Below are 17,893 nucleotides of genomic sequence, written 5' to 3' on the forward strand. Positions count from 1 at the left end.
ATTCTTTGATATGGATTCATATAAAGACGCCCCTTTATGGATAAATAGTATTGTATGTATATTTACAATTGAGTAACGTTGAAAGTTCATTATTTATAATGAAAATTTCATTTTAATACAAAAGGGAATGGATATGAAAGAAACAGAACAACTCGAACAACTTAAAAAGAACATTTTGAGCTTGTCAATGTCTATGATTGATGCGCCATTACGTGGATTAAGCGGATCACAGATATGGACAGTTAATAAAACTCTGGAAAATATATTAGGGAAAACAGATATCACGATAGAAAAGTTAATGGATGAAACAAAAGAATAAGGATGGTTTAAACCAAACAATAAATAAGAGCAGCTAGCAAAAGCTAACTGCTCGGTTCTCCAAGGGGGAACAAGGAGAAAATCTAATGTCATATACAGTATTGACGGAATATTGAGTTTTATTCTATTAAAATCCAAAAAACGAATTTAATAATTACGATGCGATTAAAGATACTTAAAACACACTATTAATATTAAGTACAAAAGTAAGAACAATGTAAGTGTGATTGTAATTATACTTCTAATCGTTGTTTTTGCAGTAGTTGGCGTATTCATTCCTATAAGGCCACCAATGAATGTCCAAGCTGTTAATATTAGTAAAAAAATTATTGGGTCGGTAGAACTCCAATTCATCGCTGTATTAATAGATTCATTTTCAAAGTATAGGATAAGTAAACCAACACAAATAAATGAAAAAATAAAAGACCATAAGTTTATAGTATGCTTCATGATTGCTCCTTTATTAACATGATGTTTTTTACTAAATTTTAGCAAAGAGTAAATGGAATTAAAACAAAATAATCCTTTTATGAAGAAAGGACCTGTTGTCTCCAACAGGCCCTTTCCTAAAATGGCAAAGAGTAACTCTTACCTTACTCTTCCGCTATATAATATACAAAACAAGTATAGATGTACAGAACAAGAAATTCCAGTATGGTTATTTTAATATATAAAATTAATGTGTTATAACAGAATTAAACATCAGGAATTAAATTACAAATGTTGGTTTATTAATGAATTTCAATGATAGAATCGAAAGTGATAAATAATAAAGTAATATTATAATAATAAAATATGAAATATTGCATATTTTATTGAAGTAGAAATTTACAAGTAGGAAGCGAGGAATAACAATGGGACTAGGAAACCGTGGGATGGGATGGCATTTGAAATGCTAATGTATCAAAGAGGGGGCGTGGTGCTTATCGACAAGTGTCTGACTCCTGTGAAGGTGTTATTTTCGAATTTCCCCAAAAAAGTACGCTATTCTATGCAAATGACGTCCTACGTGAAAACACCGCATATCATTTTAAGAAAAGGTATTTAGAAAACGAAAAATCAACTCATCCGGCTGACCCGCTATTTCCCCTGTACAAGGATTCTCCCACCACAGAACGATAAAATTATCGAAGAGAATTATGAGCCTTACTTGACGAAACAAATGATAGGAAATTCATGATGAGATATACATATTCATTATTGAAATTAGTAATAATAAAATGTATTATTGAAAAGCACTATTTATAATTCAAGTAATCAAGGCTATGTATCCATAATAATTTGAACATTCGGAAATTATAATATTATCTAAAAATGAGGTGAGATTAATAGAAACAGTACATATTAAATGGTATGGATTGTATAGTTTAAATGATTTTTATAATAGAGAAGAAGCTTTTAAGAAGGGAATATTTGCAATCTCTAGAGTATATGCTAAGAATGAAACATTGATCTATATAGGAAAAACCAAAAGAAGCTTTATACAAAAGATAAGGGAACTTAATAAGGATTGGATTTTTGATGAAAGCGAATTAAAGATTACATTAGGAATAATAGAGTTTCCTAGTGGTGAAAGTTACTCTGAAAAAAAGGTAAAAGAGATAAAATCCCTTTTGATTTTACGACATACCCCAGTAGAAAACAACACATCTTTATTGTACAATAGAGGGCAGTTTAATTTGAAAATTATAAATAAGGGAAGGAGAGGCTTAATTGTTAAAAAGATTTCTACAGGAGATCTAATGTGGACGTAATTGGAATCACCTTTGAATAAAATTGAAGGTTTCTTACGAACAGAAGCTTATCAATTTTTAATGTATTAAAATATTTTTGAATAACATATGTCAGATGCTTGAAACAACACAAATTTTATTATGATATGAAATCTTGTATGGGAATTGTGATTTATTTCCATCGTTTAATAAAAATATTAAGAATTATAAGGATAATGCATAAAGATTAGAAGAGAAAATAAACTCGGGGGTTTAAAAAATGGAACAAGTAAGCAGGTTTCAAGAAAAACAACAAAATCGTCGTAAAAAGGTGGTTTTTAATATTGCATTTACTTTGGTATTAGTGACAGTTGGTATAGTGACATACCAGTTGTTTTCCCCTTCTGATACATCAAAGAAAGCAATTGCCCAAGAAAAGAAAGCAACAAAGATAGAAGAGAAGAAACGTAAAGAGAAAGAAGCAGCGCAGTTAGAAGAGAAGAAACGTGAAGAGAAAGAAGCAGTGCAGTTAGAAGAGAAGAATCGTGAGGAGAAAGAAGTAGCACTGTTAGAAGAGAAGAATCGTGAAGAGAGAGAAGCAGCACTGTTAGAAGAGAAACAAAAAGCAGAAAAATCGGCAAAAATGAACGGAAATGAAAATAAAGAGGGAGAAAAAACAGCATCTCAAGAAAAGGGTTCTCAAACTAATCCTTCTTGGAAGCCAATTGGTACAGTGCAAGGAGCAAAACCTGAAATGAAATTTAAAGAAGGAACAGTAGATTGGAGTGAGATGAAAAAAGCAATTTCTTATGCTGTTGATGTTCCAGAGAGCCAATTGATTTTCGATTTTATTGGGAATAATGGTGATAATAAAGCCTACGGTAATGTACGAGATAAGCAAAGTAATAAAAAATATAAGGTTGATATTGATTGGGTAGAGAATCAGGGGTGGAAACCAGCATCTGTTCAAGTGGTGAAATAAATAATAGAAATGTAATTATGTGTTTAAAAGTTTACTTTTTTAAAAACTCAAAAAAGAGTCCGTATCAATCAGGACTCTTTTTGTTATGTTGACAGCATTAATTACTTGGACTCATTTTTTAGATCCTGATGCGGACAAACTTTGATGACTGATAAAGTGCCAACTTGTGTGATTGTTCATCGACTAACAAAAGCACAACAACAAAAACGATTACAAAATCAAACTGTAAGAGAAAAAAAGAAAGGAATGAAGTATTCTCCTCGTAGTAAACGACTCAGTGGTATCAATGTATATATGACAAACACCTCTACAGATATTGTCCTGATGGGACAAGTACATGATTGGTATTCTTTACATTGGCAAATCGAAATTTTATTTAAAACGTGGAAATCATTCTTTCACATTCATCATTGTAAAAAGATAAAACGAGAGCGATTGGAATGCCATTTGTAGGGGCAACTGATTGCCATTCTAATTTGTTCCTCTATTATGTTTAAAATGCGCCAATTGCTCCTCACGAAGAAAAAAAAGAGCTTAGTGACTGTAAATCCATATATATGATTAAAGACTATTTTCTTCTTCTATTCCAAACTATACAAAAAAACACCCAAGAGCTATCAAAGGTATTACTTCGCCTGTTCAATCTCTTACAGCAAAACGGGCGGAAATCTCATCGATATGAGAAAAAAACGGTCTTTGATATATTAGGTGTTGTTTACAATTGTACCATGTCTGATAATCAAGCCGCTTAATTCAAAAAAGTAAAACCCTAACAAGTTTCAAATTTAGACTAATCTAAGTAATTCAATTTTATCAATCTGTGTGTTTTTACATATTGGAAAAATAAGGAGGTTATCAAAGGCTGAACGAAACTTTCAGCGGATGATAACCTTCTGAAATAGCGTGTCAATGATTTAAATAGATATCCTCACAAATATATTATTGAGCCACTCCAAATACATTGATTTCAGCCGCACTTGTCCATGGATTATTGTTTACCTCGCTTAATGCACGTAGTCTAATATAACGACCTGTCTTGTTTGCAAAGCTGACTTCTTTCAAATTAGTATTATTGGCAAAAGCACCTATAGATACAGCTGTTCCCCAATTCGCTCCATCACTACTGACGTAAAGCTCATAGTCCTTAATCGTTCCGTTGATTTGGCCATCTTGCCTTGGCAGATAGCTAAATTTGGAGAGGTTATAGGTTGCACCTAAATCAATTTGAATCTCGTGCGGCATTGGAGCTACGGGGCTCCAGTTTGTATGCCAAAATGTGTCTTTGTTTCCATCAAAGGCATACGTACCTAAATTGTACCAATTATAGCTATCTACATATTTTAGTGTCCAGTTTGTTTGCGGAATTAAACTAGCTTCTTTTGTTGTGACTGCTACCCCTTTTTCAATGGTATGTGGAATATTTTATTGATAGCCAAACTAGATTCATACATGGAATCAATCGACGGATACATCTGTATAAGGCTAACAGAATACCTTTAATTATAATTACAGGAATTTGAAAAAATGTTATTTTTCAATCGAATTAATATTTTCTCAAGATTAGCCCATAAAAGGGGAGTACCACATCGCTACCAAGCTAAGAAAATATAACTACCCTCAGAATGAAAATTTTATCCATTGTTGAATACTAATAAGATGGTTATGTTAACTGAAGGCACTAGATTTATATCGCGAAATTTATATGAAAAAGATAAAATGGAAGGGTGGTTGAAATATTTGGATAAAAAAGAGGCGAGATACGATGAATATAATTGAAAAAAATTTAAAGTTAGATATTAATCGTATTGTATTTATTGGGAGAACATTTGAGGAATACATTAAAATGTTTGATTTATCTCCTGAAAATTTAGAGAATATGAAAGTTTTAGATTGTGCAGGCGGAGCATGTTCTTTTACTGCACATGCCAATAAATTAGGTATTGATTCTACGTCTTGTGATATTGCTTATTATCATGAGGTAATTGACTTGGAACAAAAAGGATTAGAAGACATTGAACATACTATAGAACATATGGAAAAAGCATCAGGAAACTATGTATGGGAGTATTTTTCGTCTATTGATGCATTAAAAGAAGAAAGAAGCCGTGCTTTAAAAGATTGTGTTCAGGATATGAGAGAAAATCCTCAACATTATCAGGCTGTTACTTTGCCTGTTTTACCATTTGAAAATAAACAATTTGATATGACAGTTTGTGCACATTTGCTGTTCATGTATTCTGATCGTTTAGATTATCAATTCCACTTAAATAGTTTAAAAGAGTTGATACGTGTAACAAAAGATGAAATTCGTATTTTTCCTTTAACAGATTTATATGGAAAGAAATATGATCAATTATCTCAATTGATGAACGACTTAAAAGAACATGTTCGTTCGATTGAAGAAGTAAAAGTATCTTATGAGTTTCAGAAGAACGCTAATCACATGTTAGTAATTAAGCTGAAGTAATAATGTAAAAAGAAATCTCTTTACATTTTCTTAGTTTTTTTACTACTACTAATAATGCGTTATGTAGACAATACTTGTATAGATAGGGTATATAGCCCATACCCATCAAGTTAAAGGCTCATACCACCCCCAGAACGATAATTTTGTGTTTTGTACAGCACCGAGGCGCAGGAGGATCATTCTGTTTTGTCGATCCAGATGAAAAGTTTAGTTATACTTATACGATGAACAAACATAGATTTGGCATGGCCAATGAACGAAGAGAACTTGCACTAATAAAAGCTCTTATACGGTTGCCTTTGAAAAAATGAAAATACGTAAATGGTTGGAAAAAATTTGTGTTTTGTAAGGTTTTTAGTTATGAATAGTGGAATAAATATTAAGTATTCAACAGTTCAAATAAAACGAGTCATCTTTTTATTTTAAGAAAAAAGATGACTCGTTTTATGCTAAAATTCACTTAGTGTATATTTTCGTTAAAATGTGGGTGGTACCCCTTTTAGCAAAACCGGAGTGGAAATGATGAGTATAAACAGTTTTGTGGGATTGATAAAGGACGAATTATTAAAAGAGGTAAGCATTAGAAGTGAGGATGAATTCGAGCCTGTAGTAGTTAAAGATATTCCTAGACTTTGGAAGTGTTTAGGGATGGGTAATTATGCCGCAGTATTTATGCATAAAGAATACAAAGATTGGGTAGTGAAAGTTTACGCGCGAGAAGGAGAAGGAATTGAAAAAGAGTCAGAAGTATACCGAAGAATCGGAAACCATCCTTCTTATTCGAAGCTTATATATAAAGGAGAAAATTTCATAGTATTGAAACGTTTAAAAGAAATTACCTTATACGATGCTATTCATAAAGGGATTAAAATTCCTAAGCAGGTGATCCTTGATATCAATGAAGCTTTAGAGTATGCAAGGGATCAAGGATTAACTCCTTGTGATGTTCACGGAAAAAACGTGATGATGGAAAAGGGAAGGGGATATGTAGTCGATGTATCTGATTTCTTAAAAACAAAAGAAGATAGTAAGTGGAGAGACATAGAAAAGGCATATTTTACATTTTATTTGCCTTTCATTTATAAATTTCCTTTCCCTGTTAAAGTACCGTATTTTATGTTAAACATTGTTAGACGTTCGTATAGAAAATATAAGAAGCTTAAAAAGAAATTCAAATTGTAAAAGGACCACATACTTATCTTTAGGTTAGGTAAGTGAACTAGTAAACAAAAGGACCTTACATTTTAGATATGTCTAATATGTAAGGTCCTAATTTTATAACTTCATGAAGTAATCAGTAAGCTTTACATTTCCTTTTATCGTGTAGCTGGCTTAGTTGCTCTGCACGGTCGAAATTTGCTTAGCGTATGTTTTCGTTAAAATGTGGACGGGCCCTCTATAAAGAAAAGACACCTTAAGGTGCCTTCCTCCGACTTGAACCATCATATGTATTGGACTCCCATCCAAATATTATTTTACCATGTTAAGTTATATGGTTTATTGAGAAAAAAGAAAAAGCCCTATATAAGGGTACTCCCGTCAGCATTTCGGAAAAAAATTACGCTAAGCAAAAAATATAATAAACTGCCTATATGGGCAGCTCATTTACATCATTCTCGTTAACGGAAGTTAATTATATTTTTCTACGTATTAAATAAAAAGATAAGGCCCCCATAATAACAGGTGCAACGAAATCAAAGAAGTGCGAAAAATTAAAAGGAAAAAGTAAAAGAAATGGTATAAGTGTATAGATAACTGCTAGTCCTATAAATATAGGAATTCCAAATTGAAATTCTCTACATCGTTTGATTTTCCTGTATAACACATCCCCAATTAGACAGGCTATAAGAACGGGTATACTTCCATAAGTGACGATCGTTTTAATGAACCCTAATACAACGTTCGGGTGAATAAAGCTAGGATGAAAAATATATGAAATCAAGAACCATCCAAAAATAAAAGCAAACAGACTTGCAGCATAACTAATTACAAATTTTATCAACGTAACCATCCTCACAGTTTTCTAATATTAACTCCATTGTATGACATAACGTCCTATTAACAGTAGTCAATGATGCATATAATTTTCGTTTTTGGGGGATTTGCTTTTCTTAACTTGATAGCGATGGGATGAGTCCTGAATTGCGGGGAAATTCCATACTTCTATTAACTCGTTAGTTGAAGAAAAATTTGTTCCACAACTCTTAAGTTATTATAATATGAAAAAATGAAATTCTCCTTCTGCAATTCATTCAAATTGGCCAATCTCCACATCGTTTGAATTCCCTGATAGTGCTAAACTTAAGCAAAAAAATTAACCATCCTATGCAAGAAAGTTGAGGTAGCTAAAAGCATATGTTTTATTGAAGGGATATGATTGACTATGGAACGGCCGAATTGGGGAATTGGAGGATTAGTATTTGTTGGCTGCATGTTTCTTGGCGGAGGAGTGGGATCTATATTAGGCGATACGCATGCTGGATGGCTAATAGGGATGGGGGCTGGGTTTATTGGGATGGCTTTAACGAGACTGATCAGAAAGTAATATAACGGGATTCTGCTCCCAGTAAATAAGGAAATATGTATGTAATTCATGGCATAATAGCTTTGTAAATTATAGTTAGAACCTTCTCTTTTCTAAATTTCTCCATACATAGATATGATTCTCAAGTCGGAGGATGGCACCTTAGGGTGTTTTTTTGTGCTCTCTAAAAATGCCTTACCATATAATAGACTTCGTTAGATTTCGATAATATTTTTTGTAATAGAATAGATTTATTACCGTTTCAGACCTAAGTATTTATTCATAACCTAACAGTAAAAGGGGGGATGATTCAAGGTATGGCGTGTAATGATGAATTAATTTGTCAACAGTTTGCGAGAATTATAGGTGGCCAAGAAGGGTTCGCCGGTGGAAAATGCGTGGCTACAATAAATCGGGATGAAATACAAGCAACTATCTTAGGAAAACGTTTTAGAGTAACAACTTCCTTCTCATTCGAATCACGAGATAATAAAACTGGACGAGCATTATGTTTAGGCCGGGTGGCGCTATTGCAAAGAGAAGTCAATGGGTTTGTTGCTACAATTATTAAACAAGGAATAATCGTTTCGTCTATACACAATGAGTGGTTATGTGATGAGCCGAATTTAATTTACGTTAATATCCAAGACGTTGATGATCCGCTAAGCTTCGCAAGGAAAGTTAGAAAAGCGTTATGTAATTAACCAATCTATTTAGTTAAATGAGCGATATAAAAGGATCTTTAATTGAAAGATCCTTTCATACATAAGATGAAGGTTTATCCTTGTATTTCATTAATTAAGTTCACATGATTAGCAAACGAACGTAATTCCTGTGCACGAATCGATATAATAATTTCCGCTTTTATTGTAGTGTCAGTCTTTTAGTAGAAATTAAATATTTACGACAAATTTTGACGAGGAAATACATATATTTTTGTTATGCTATGAAAGTTATTAATTTGTGATGTATATATAGGAGGATTTTTTAATGTTAAAGAAATTGTTATTATGTGTACTTATGAGCTTGTGTGTAATGGCTTTAAGTGCTTGTAAAGGTGATGAAGAAAAATTAAAAGTAGCAGAGGATGAGCAAAAAATAGATGAAGATAAAAAAGTAGTGGAGGAAGAAAAACGTAAGCAAGAAGAGCAACAAAGAGTAGAAGAAGAGAAGCGTAAACAAGAAGAGCAACAAAGAGCAGAGGAAGAGAAGCGTAAGCAAGAAGAGCAACAAAGAGTAGAGGAAGAAAAACGTAAACAAGAAGAACAGCAAAGAGTAGAAGAAGAGAAGCGTAAACAACAAGAGCAGAAGACTCAGCAACAACAGTCTATACAACAAGAGAGAACACAAAAACAAGAAAAAACAACACAAGCAACAGGTGGGAAACCAACAAGATCACAAATTTCAGTTGGTTCACATGTAGTTATTCAATTAGATAATGACTATAGCAAAACTGTAAGTGGTGTTGTGAAAGACATTTTAACACATAGTGAAACACATACATACGGCATTAAAGTTCGATTACAAGATGGACAAATTGGCCGTGTTCAAAGTGTTAACTAGTGAAAAAAGGTTTGACTACTTTTCAAATAAATAAACGCTACAAAAAACCGGTTCTTTCGTAAAGGAGCCGGTTTTTTGTAGCGTTTTGGTTAGCGGACGAAATTTGCGTTTTGTTGATGTCACCACACCTCTATCAAGTTATCACATACAAGGTAATAGATGTATTTATAATTTGAAAGGAGAGGAAATGAACTCGGAGGGAGTATGGGAAGCGTACAATAAATACATTGAGGGGGCATGTTTGAGCTATGGACCTATCCTCCCGTTCTAATTAACTAAAAGAAGAACTTCCCCATACCGATTAGACTACTAAGCATTCCGATTCCATTCATGGTGCCTTTTCCTACTGTTAGTAAGTTTCCAAGCATTCCTGGCTGCCCGTTATTCCCCCATCCCATAGGACTTACCTGTCCTCCCCATCCTGGAGGGTTTCCTAAAATACCCCAGTTATTATTGGTATTAAAATTAAAAGCTTTAGCTGGTGGCGATAGTAAAGCGGCAAGATGACCTTGTGCGAACATCCCTGTATGATTGAATGGTTGAGCCCAGGGGAAGGGAGGTTTTTGAAAATTACCTACATAGCCTTGTAATGGAGTCCAGTTAGCGGGATGTCCTTGTGGCATCATCCCTGCATAATGGATTGGCTGACCTAAAGAGAAGGGAGGAGTTTGAGGATTGAAACCCGTATAATTGGCTGGTGAATCCCAACCAAATGGATAGCCTCGACAACTCCAATTCTCAGGGATCTTCAAATCATTCATTCCCTCAGCTTTAGCTATTTGGGGCTGTAAATATAATGATGACATTGCAATTTGGTTATTATATTGCTCTCCGTTTCCCTCTGAATTCAAATACCAATATTGGTACATAAGTTTATTCCCCTCACTTTAAAAATGTAATGTTAGACTTAGCCTATGTAATATTCCTTTTTATGGATGGTTACATAACTAGATTTACAAGCCTGTATTGAAAGGAATGGGTGTGTGATCATATTTATCCCGCTATTTGTGGGCCATAAGACACCACCCCCTCAAAATTCAGTGAAAGCGGCTGTCTGTAAAAGTCCGACTGATTAAAGTGTCACTTTATTTTAGAAGGGGATTTTCAGTTGCTCCTTTTGTTTAATTCAGCCTAATTTAATTTCGGTTAACAAACGTGTTTATAAAGGTTTAATCAGTAAAAAATTTTTAACATGTTATGTCGAGCAAGTAGAATTAATAAAAAGAGAATATCCATTCGAAGAGTTTGGCAAAATACTGAAAGGATAATGTATTCTTGAGCAGATATGCAAAAGATTTGAACTAATTAATGGAATTTATAATGAAGGGGCAAATGAATATATGAGTGAAACATTACATAAAAGAAAGCCACCATATTTAATGCTTGTGATCCTTTTTATTGGAGCATTTGTTTCTTTTCTAAATAACTCGCTTTTAAATGTTGCCTTGCCATCAATAATGAAGGATTTAGACATTAAAGATTATTCAACGATTCAGTGGCTTTCTACAGGATATATGCTTGTAAGTGGTATATTAATTCCGGCATCAGCATTTTTAATAACCCGCTTCTCCAATAGGAGCTTATTTATTATATCTATGTTGATTTTTATACTTGGTACGGCCTTAGCGGCTTTAGCACCGAATTTTAGTTTATTACTTACTGGTCGGATGGTTCAAGCAGCGGGTTCTTCAGTCATGGGGCCTTTGTTAATGAATATTATGCTAGTAAGCTTTCCAAGAGAAAAAAGGGGAACAGCGATGGGGATTTTTGGATTAGTTATGATTACAGCTCCAGCAATTGGACCGACACTATCAGGTTATATTGTAGAGTATTATGACTGGCGTTTGCTTTTTGAAATGATTTTACCGTTAGCAATCATTAGCTTACTGTTAGGGATTTGGAAGTCGGAGAATGTCATGAAACAAAACAAAAATGCAAAACTTGATTATCTCTCATTACTATTATCTTCTGTCGGTTTTGGCGGTTTGTTATATGGATTCAGTTCTGCAAGTTCCGATGGTTGGACGAATAAAGTGGTCTTAACAGCCTTAATCATAGGCGCTATTGCCCTAATTGCTTTCATTATACGTCAATTAAAAATGAATGAACCATTATTGGATTTACGTGTTTATAAGTACCCAATGTTTGCACTTGCGTCTGTAATTGCGATTGTTAACGCAGTGGCCATGTTCTCGGGTATGATTTTAACCCCAGCTTATGTACAAAACGTCCGCGGTATTTCACCGCTGAGCTCTGGGCTGATGATGCTTCCAGGTGCGGTAATAATGGGGATTATGTCACCAATTACAGGTAAACTATTTGATAAATATGGCCCTCGCATTCTTGGTATAGTAGGACTTTCCATTACAGCCGTTTCAACTTATATGCTAGCAAATCTGCAACTCGACTCTAGTCACACGCATATTATTCTTATTTACACACTGCGGATGTTTGGGATGGCGATGGTGATGATGCCACTTATGACAAATGGTCTTAATCAATTGCCAACGCGCTTAAATCCGCACGGTACAGCTGTTAATAATACAGCTCAACAAGTATCCGGTTCAATCGGTACTGCTATCCTTGTTACGATTATGAATTCGGTAACAAAAACAAAAGCTGAAAGTCTAATGGCTGATGTAGATCCAACAACCTTCACAGAAGCTACGAAGGCAATGTTAACTCAGAAGGCTTTATTATCTGGAATTCAATATTCATTTTATGTAGCGCTTGGCATGAATATTGTTGCACTACTATTAGTTTTTTTCGTTAAACGTGTAGATACAAGCGCGGAAGCTGTCGAGAGGTTAAATCGGTAGAGTAAAATAAAACTTTAGATCATGATTCCTATAAGTTTTTACTGTTTAGTTAGACTATGAAGAAATGCAAATTTCTGCTGCTAAGGCGCTGGTATTTAAATCTGGAAAAGAATCAGTGAAATAATTATATATAGTAAAAGGGATCTGATATTCATATCAGATCCTTTTTCATTAGCAACACAGTATACTTACTTATCGTATTTGTTTGAATTGACATTAGAAACTACTGGTTTTCCCAATACTACAACCTTTAGCTCTTAATTTCTGATAAACATTATAATAATACGCTTCATTTTTATTTAGTATTTTTTCTGCAAGCTATAAATGTAATAGCAACAAACAATTTAGATTACCAACTTTATAAGCAATATCATAATCGTGAATAGTTAGGGAAAAGATAAAATAAGGTAATCAATTACATATCTTTATCCCAGGCGATTCATTGCTATCTTCTTTTTATTGAATGGGATGTTTTATTTCATGTTTTTTTGAAAGGGTGTTTTTAATGGAAAAAAAAATATCTGCCATTCCTCAACCGAAAACATATGGACCGCTGGGTAATCTCCCATTAATCGATAAAGATAAACCGACCTTATCGTTTATCAAGCTGGCGGAAGAGTATGGTCCCATTTTTCGAATTCAAACTTTAAGTGATGCTATCATTGTCGTTTCTGGACATGAACTGGTAGCAGAAGTCTGTGACGAAACACGGTTCGATAAAAGTATAGAGGGTGCTTTAGCAAAAGTTCGTGCCTTTGCTGGAGATGGATTATTTACAAGCGAGACTCAAGAGCCTAACTGGAAAAAAGCTCATAATATTTTAATGCCTACATTCAGCCAACGGGCAATGAAAGATTACCATGCCATGATGGTCGATATTGCCGTACAACTCGTTCAAAAATGGGCACGACTTAATCCGAATGAAAATGTGGATGTTCCTGAGGATATGACTCGCCTTACATTGGATACAATTGGTCTATGTGGTTTTAATTATCGATTTAATAGCTTTTATCGTGAGAGCTCTCATCCTTTTATTACTAGCATGAGCCGTGCTCTAGATGAGGCGATGCACCAATTACAGCGGCTGGATATAGAAGATAAACTCATGTGGAGAACGAAACGTCAATTTCAGCATGATATTCAATCTATGTTTTCTTTAGTAGATAATATTATTGCTGAACGTAAAAGTAGTGGAAATCAGGAAGAAAATGATTTACTTTCCCGTATGTTAAATGTGCAGGATCCGGAAACTGGTGAAAAATTAGATGATGAAAATATTCGTTTCCAAATTATCACTTTTTTAATAGCAGGGCATGAAACAACAAGTGGATTATTATCTTTTGCAATCTATTTTTTATTAAAGAATCCAGATAAATTGAAAAAAGCCTATGAAGAAGTAGATCGGGTTTTAACAGATCCTACTCCAACATACCAACAAGTTATGAAACTTAAGTATATCCGGATGATTTTAAATGAATCGCTACGTCTATGGCCTACCGCTCCAGCGTTCAGTCTCTATGCAAAAGAAGATACAGTGATTGGTGGGAAATATTCAATTAAGAAAGGAGAAGATCGTATTTCTGTTCTTATTCCACAGCTACATAGGGATAAAGATGCGTGGGGAGACAATGTGGAAGAATTCCAACCTGAACGATTTGAAGAGCTGGATAAGGTTCCTCATCATGCTTATAAACCATTTGGAAATGGTCAACGAGCATGTATCGGTATGCAGTTTGCACTTCATGAAGCCACACTCGTAATGGGAATGCTTCTTCAACATTTCGAATTCATTGATTATCAAGACTATCAGCTGGACGTAAAACAAACATTAACGCTAAAGCCTGGTGATTTTAAAATTAGGATTCTACCCCGAAATCAAACTATTAGCCATACTACTGTTCTTGCGCCTATAGAGGAGAAACTGAAAAACCATGAAACCAAGCAGCAAGTTCAGAAGACTTCTTCTATTATTGGAGCCGATAATCTTTCGCTTCTTGTTCTGTATGGCTCGGATACTGGGGTAGCAGAAGGTATTGCAAGAGAACTAGCAGATACAGCTAGTTTAGAAGGTGTTCAAACGGAAGTGGTAGCTCTTAACGATCGAATTGGAAGTCTGCCAAAAGAAGGGGCGGTTCTTATTGTAACTTCTTCTTATAATGGAAAACCACCAAGTAATGCAGGGCAGTTTGTGCAATGGTTGGAGGAATTAAAACCGGATGAGCTAAAAGGTGTTCAATACGCAGTTTTTGGTTGTGGAGATCATAATTGGGCTAGTACTTATCAGCGGATTCCAAGATACATTGATGAGCAAATGGCTCAAAAAGGAGCAACAAGATTTTCTACACGTGGAGAAGCGGATGCAAGTGGTGATTTCGAGGAACAGCTCGAGCAATGGAAACAAAGTATGTGGTCTGATGCGATGAAGGCATTTGGATTGGAACTTAACAAAAACATTGAGAAAGAACGCAGTACATTAAGTTTACAATTTGTTAGTCGTCTTGGAGGATCGCCTCTTGCGCGAACATATGAAGCAGTTTATGCATCTATATTGGAGAATCGTGAACTTCAATCATCTAGCAGTGAAAGAAGCACGCGACATATTGAGATATCCTTGCCAGAAGGCGCTACGTATCAAGAAGGTGACCACCTTGGGGTGCTGCCAATTAATAGTGAGAAAAATGTCAACCGAATTTTAAAACGCTTTGGATTAAATGGGAAGGATCAAGTCATACTGAGTGCAAGTGGACGAAGTGTAAATCACATACCTTTAGACAGTCCTGTTAGTTTATTTGACCTTCTTAGTTATAGTGTAGAAGTTCAAGAAGCAGCCACTCGAGCACAAATACGAGAAATGGTGACATTCACAGCATGCCCTCCTCATAAAAAGGAATTGGAATCATTATTGGAAGAGGGAGTTTATCATGAACAAATATTAAAGAAACGTATGTCAATGTTGGATCTTCTTGAAAAGTATGAGGCTTGTGAACTCCGATTTGAACGCTTTTTAGAACTTCTTCCTGCGCTCAAACCGCGTTACTATTCTATTTCAAGCTCTCCACTCGTTGCACAGGATCGTCTGAGCATTACGGTTGGTGTTGTTAATGCACCTGCATGGAGTGGGGTAGGGACATATGAAGGAGTCGCTTCTAATTATTTAGCTCAGCGTCATAGTAAAGATGAGATTATCTGTTTCATTCGAACACCACAATCAAACTTTCAATTACCTGAAAATCCAGAAACACCAATTATCATGGTTGGACCAGGTACTGGAATTGCACCATTCCGTGGATTCTTGCAAGCGCGTCGTGTTCAAAAGCAAAAAGGTATTAACTTAGGACAAGCACATCTATATTTTGGTTGTCGTCATCCTGAAAAGGATTATCTCTATCGTACAGAACTAGAAAATGATGAAAGAGATGGATTAATCTCTTTACACACAGCTTTTTCTCGCTTAGAAGGATATCCTAAAACATATGTACAGCATTTAATAAAACAAGATAGAATCAATTTAATTACGTTATTAGATAATGGAGCTCATCTTTATATATGTGGCGATGGAAGTAAAATGGCTCCGGATGTAGAAGATACACTTTGTCAAGCATATCAAGAAATTCATGAAGTCAGTGAACAAGAAGCAAGGAATTGGCTGGATCGTGTGCAAGATGAAGGGCGATATGGAAAAGATGTTTGGGCTGGTATATGAATTTTTCTTAATTAGATAAGTAATATGTAACGAATGAACTTCTTTCGAATAAGTGTTAATTAAAAATAAAAAAATCCCGTATTTTTATTGAATACGGGATTTTTTTATTTTTAATAAGCGGGACTGATACCGTAGAAAAAGAAAAAATCTCATATGAAATCAAAGCTATATAATCTTAGCTTGATGGGCAAGGTGTTAACCAATTTCTTGACGAAATTTGAAATTTAAAATAAACTTTTGCACACTGGCTGAACAGTTTTTAGCATAGTGTCAAATCGCTGGAGGAATGTATCAAATTAGGTATACCTTCTATGAAATTAAATAGGGTGATAATTATTACAAGTGGATTAGGTTTCTTGTGAATTTTAAATTAAAGGTCTTATCCAAAGTTGAGAAAAATCCACATACCCAAAATATTTCATCTTAATATTCGTTAAATCTGATGAAAAAGGAATTTGACGTGTATCATAGTATAAGGGAATCGTAATAGAGGATTCTATCAGTTCTTTTTCAAGATTCTTATTTATGGAACAAAATTGTTACTTAGGTTGTCTATTAAGTATACGTATAAAACAGGTGTTCATGATAGTTCGCTCATTTTATGAAAAGTGAGACGCAAGAAGAGTGATATCCGATACACGCTTTAATTGTATCGGTATGTAAACACCTAGAAAAACCATATATTCTTGAAAGAGGTTGAAAATGTATGATAGTCTTAAACAAGTTTTTTAACATGTTACATTACAAAAAGATAGTACCTGTAGTATTTCTTTCATGTGCAACGCTTATAGGCTGTTCTGATAGTAATACTCAATCTGAATCACCTAAACAAACGAAACAAACAAATCAAATCAAACAAGAAACTACTGGTAATGATTCTTTTGCTAAACTTGAAAAAGAATTTGATGCTAAACTCGGTATTTATGCATTGGACACTGATACGAATCAAACCGTTACTTATCAATCAGATGAACGGTTTGCATACGCATCTACCCACAAAGCTTTAGCTGTGGGAGTACTTTTACAAAAGAAATCAATAGAAGATCTAAATCAAAGAGTTTTGTATACTCGTGAAGATCTTGTTAATTACAATCCAATTACAGAAAAGTATGTTGATACAGGTATGACTCTGAAAGAGCTTGCAGATGCTTCCCTTCGATATAGTGATAATACTGCACAAAATCTTATTCTTAAACAATTAGGTGGACCTAGTGAATTCAAAAAATCACTGAGAGAAATAGGGGATACCGTTACAAATCCTGAACGTTTTGAACCAGAGTTAAACGAAGTGCATCCAGGAGACGCCCATGATACTAGTACCCCAAAGGCATTAGCTACTAGTCTTCAGGCTTTTACGCTAGGAGATGTACTTTCAACTGAGAAACGGGATTTATTAATAGATTGGATGAAAAGGAATACTACGGGGGACAACTTAATTCGTGCTGGAGTTCCAGGAGGATGGGAAGTAGCTGATAAGACTGGCTCGGGATCTTATGGAACCAGAAATGATATCGCAATTATTTGGCCACCAAATAAAAAGCCAATTGTTCTTGCGATACTTTCTAATCATGATAAAGAGGATGCTAAATACGATGATAAGCTTATTGCAGAAGCAACCAAAATAGTGTTAGATGCCTTAAAAGCTAAAAATAAATAATAATAGTAATTAGTTATTGAAATTTTCCTGTTTTTCCGTCACAATACTGTGACGGTCTTTTTGTGTATTTTACAAAGAATCGTCTTAAGTAAAGAAAAAAGATAGAAACAATCTCTATTAAGTTTATTAATTAAGTAACAACAAATAT

General features: G+C 34.4%; 13 protein-coding genes and 3 pseudogenes. 13 read left to right on the forward strand and 3 right to left on the reverse strand.

What is annotated here, in order from left to right; translation table 11 throughout:
- Positions 1-133: 133 nt before the first annotated feature.
- The 5 genes and pseudogenes from MNO09_RS14370 to MNO09_RS14385 form a co-directional block, all read left to right on the forward strand.
- Positions 134-319, forward strand: coding sequence for a hypothetical protein (locus MNO09_RS14370; protein ID WP_000665244.1), 186 nt, complete (start codon positions 134-136; stop codon positions 317-319).
- A gap of 879 nt (positions 320-1,198) precedes the next feature.
- A pseudogene (locus MNO09_RS31025) lies at positions 1,199-1,282 on the forward strand (Holliday junction resolvase RecU); the annotation flags it as partial.
- Between the two features lie 355 nt (positions 1,283-1,637).
- Entirely contained in the window at positions 1,638-2,072 is a 435-nt protein-coding gene (locus MNO09_RS14375) for a hypothetical protein (protein ID WP_002096472.1), read from the forward strand.
- Positions 2,073-2,310: 238 nt separating this feature from the next.
- Positions 2,311-3,012, forward strand: coding sequence for a YrrS family protein (locus tag MNO09_RS14380; protein ID WP_000438682.1), 702 nt, complete (start codon positions 2,311-2,313; stop codon positions 3,010-3,012).
- Between the two features lie 144 nt (positions 3,013-3,156).
- Positions 3,157-3,764: pseudogene (locus MNO09_RS14385) on the forward strand (transposase); the annotation flags it as partial.
- Positions 3,765-3,951: 187 nt separating this feature from the next.
- Here MNO09_RS14385 and MNO09_RS14390 read toward each other — a convergent pair.
- Positions 3,952-4,407: pseudogene (locus MNO09_RS14390) on the reverse strand (discoidin domain-containing protein); the annotation flags it as partial.
- Between the two features lie 367 nt (positions 4,408-4,774).
- Here MNO09_RS14390 and MNO09_RS14395 point away from each other — a divergent pair.
- Both MNO09_RS14395 and MNO09_RS14400 read left to right on the forward strand, forming a co-directional pair.
- Positions 4,775-5,479 carry an SAM-dependent methyltransferase gene (locus tag MNO09_RS14395; protein WP_088107093.1) on the forward strand — a complete coding sequence of 235 codons (705 nt, stop codon included), beginning with the start codon at positions 4,775-4,777 and terminating at the stop codon, positions 5,477-5,479.
- A 522-nt stretch (positions 5,480-6,001) separates the two neighbouring features.
- Positions 6,002-6,661, forward strand: a complete 660-nt coding sequence (locus MNO09_RS14400) for a protein kinase family protein (RefSeq protein WP_000026519.1) — start codon at positions 6,002-6,004, stop codon at positions 6,659-6,661.
- 451 nt (positions 6,662-7,112) lie between these two features.
- Here MNO09_RS14400 and MNO09_RS14405 read toward each other — a convergent pair whose 3' ends face one another.
- Positions 7,113-7,490 (reverse strand): hypothetical protein, encoded by a 378-nt coding sequence (locus MNO09_RS14405; RefSeq protein WP_088107094.1) that lies wholly within the window; start codon positions 7,488-7,490, stop codon positions 7,113-7,115.
- Between the two features lie 372 nt (positions 7,491-7,862).
- Here MNO09_RS14405 and MNO09_RS14410 point away from each other — a divergent pair, with 372 nt between their 5' ends.
- The 3 genes from MNO09_RS14410 (at position 7,863) to MNO09_RS14420 (ending at position 9,566) form a co-directional block, all read left to right on the forward strand.
- Positions 7,863-8,024 (forward strand): hypothetical protein, encoded by a 162-nt coding sequence (locus MNO09_RS14410; protein ID WP_000441003.1) that lies wholly within the window; start codon positions 7,863-7,865, stop codon positions 8,022-8,024.
- A 296-nt stretch (positions 8,025-8,320) separates the two neighbouring features.
- Entirely contained in the window at positions 8,321-8,707 is a 387-nt protein-coding gene (locus MNO09_RS14415) for a DUF1259 domain-containing protein (RefSeq protein ID WP_002096475.1), read from the forward strand.
- Positions 8,708-8,993: 286 nt separating this feature from the next.
- The gene (locus tag MNO09_RS14420) at positions 8,994-9,566 is read left to right on the forward strand and encodes a YwbE family protein (RefSeq protein WP_000914304.1); all 573 of its coding nucleotides are present in this window, start codon (positions 8,994-8,996) and stop codon (positions 9,564-9,566) included.
- A 275-nt stretch (positions 9,567-9,841) separates the two neighbouring features.
- Here the strand turns inward: MNO09_RS14420 and MNO09_RS14425 are convergent, their stop codons facing one another.
- Positions 9,842-10,435 (reverse strand): hypothetical protein, encoded by a 594-nt coding sequence (locus MNO09_RS14425; RefSeq protein ID WP_000285410.1) that lies wholly within the window; start codon positions 10,433-10,435, stop codon positions 9,842-9,844.
- 471 nt (positions 10,436-10,906) lie between these two features.
- On the opposite strand from MNO09_RS14425, the gene MNO09_RS14430 reads away from it, so the two are divergent.
- The 3 genes from MNO09_RS14430 (at position 10,907) to bla (ending at position 17,745) form a co-directional block, all read left to right on the forward strand.
- A complete protein-coding gene (locus MNO09_RS14430) occupies positions 10,907-12,385 on the forward strand; it encodes a DHA2 family efflux MFS transporter permease subunit (RefSeq protein WP_000005092.1) in 1,479 nt (492 codons plus the stop codon).
- A 505-nt stretch (positions 12,386-12,890) separates the two neighbouring features.
- Positions 12,891-16,088: a bifunctional P-450/NADPH--P450 reductase gene (cypD, locus tag MNO09_RS14435; protein ID WP_000412207.1), complete on the forward strand. Its 3,198-nt coding sequence runs from the start codon at positions 12,891-12,893 to the stop codon at positions 16,086-16,088.
- Between the two features lie 706 nt (positions 16,089-16,794).
- Positions 16,795-17,745 (forward strand): class A beta-lactamase, encoded by a 951-nt coding sequence (bla, locus tag MNO09_RS14440; protein WP_060486487.1) that lies wholly within the window; start codon positions 16,795-16,797, stop codon positions 17,743-17,745.
- Positions 17,746-17,893 lie beyond the last annotated feature (148 nt).

The organism is Bacillus sp. N5-665, from assembly GCF_022637375.2.
GTDB classification, from domain to species: domain Bacteria; phylum Bacillota; class Bacilli; order Bacillales; family Bacillaceae_G; genus Bacillus_A; species Bacillus_A wiedmannii.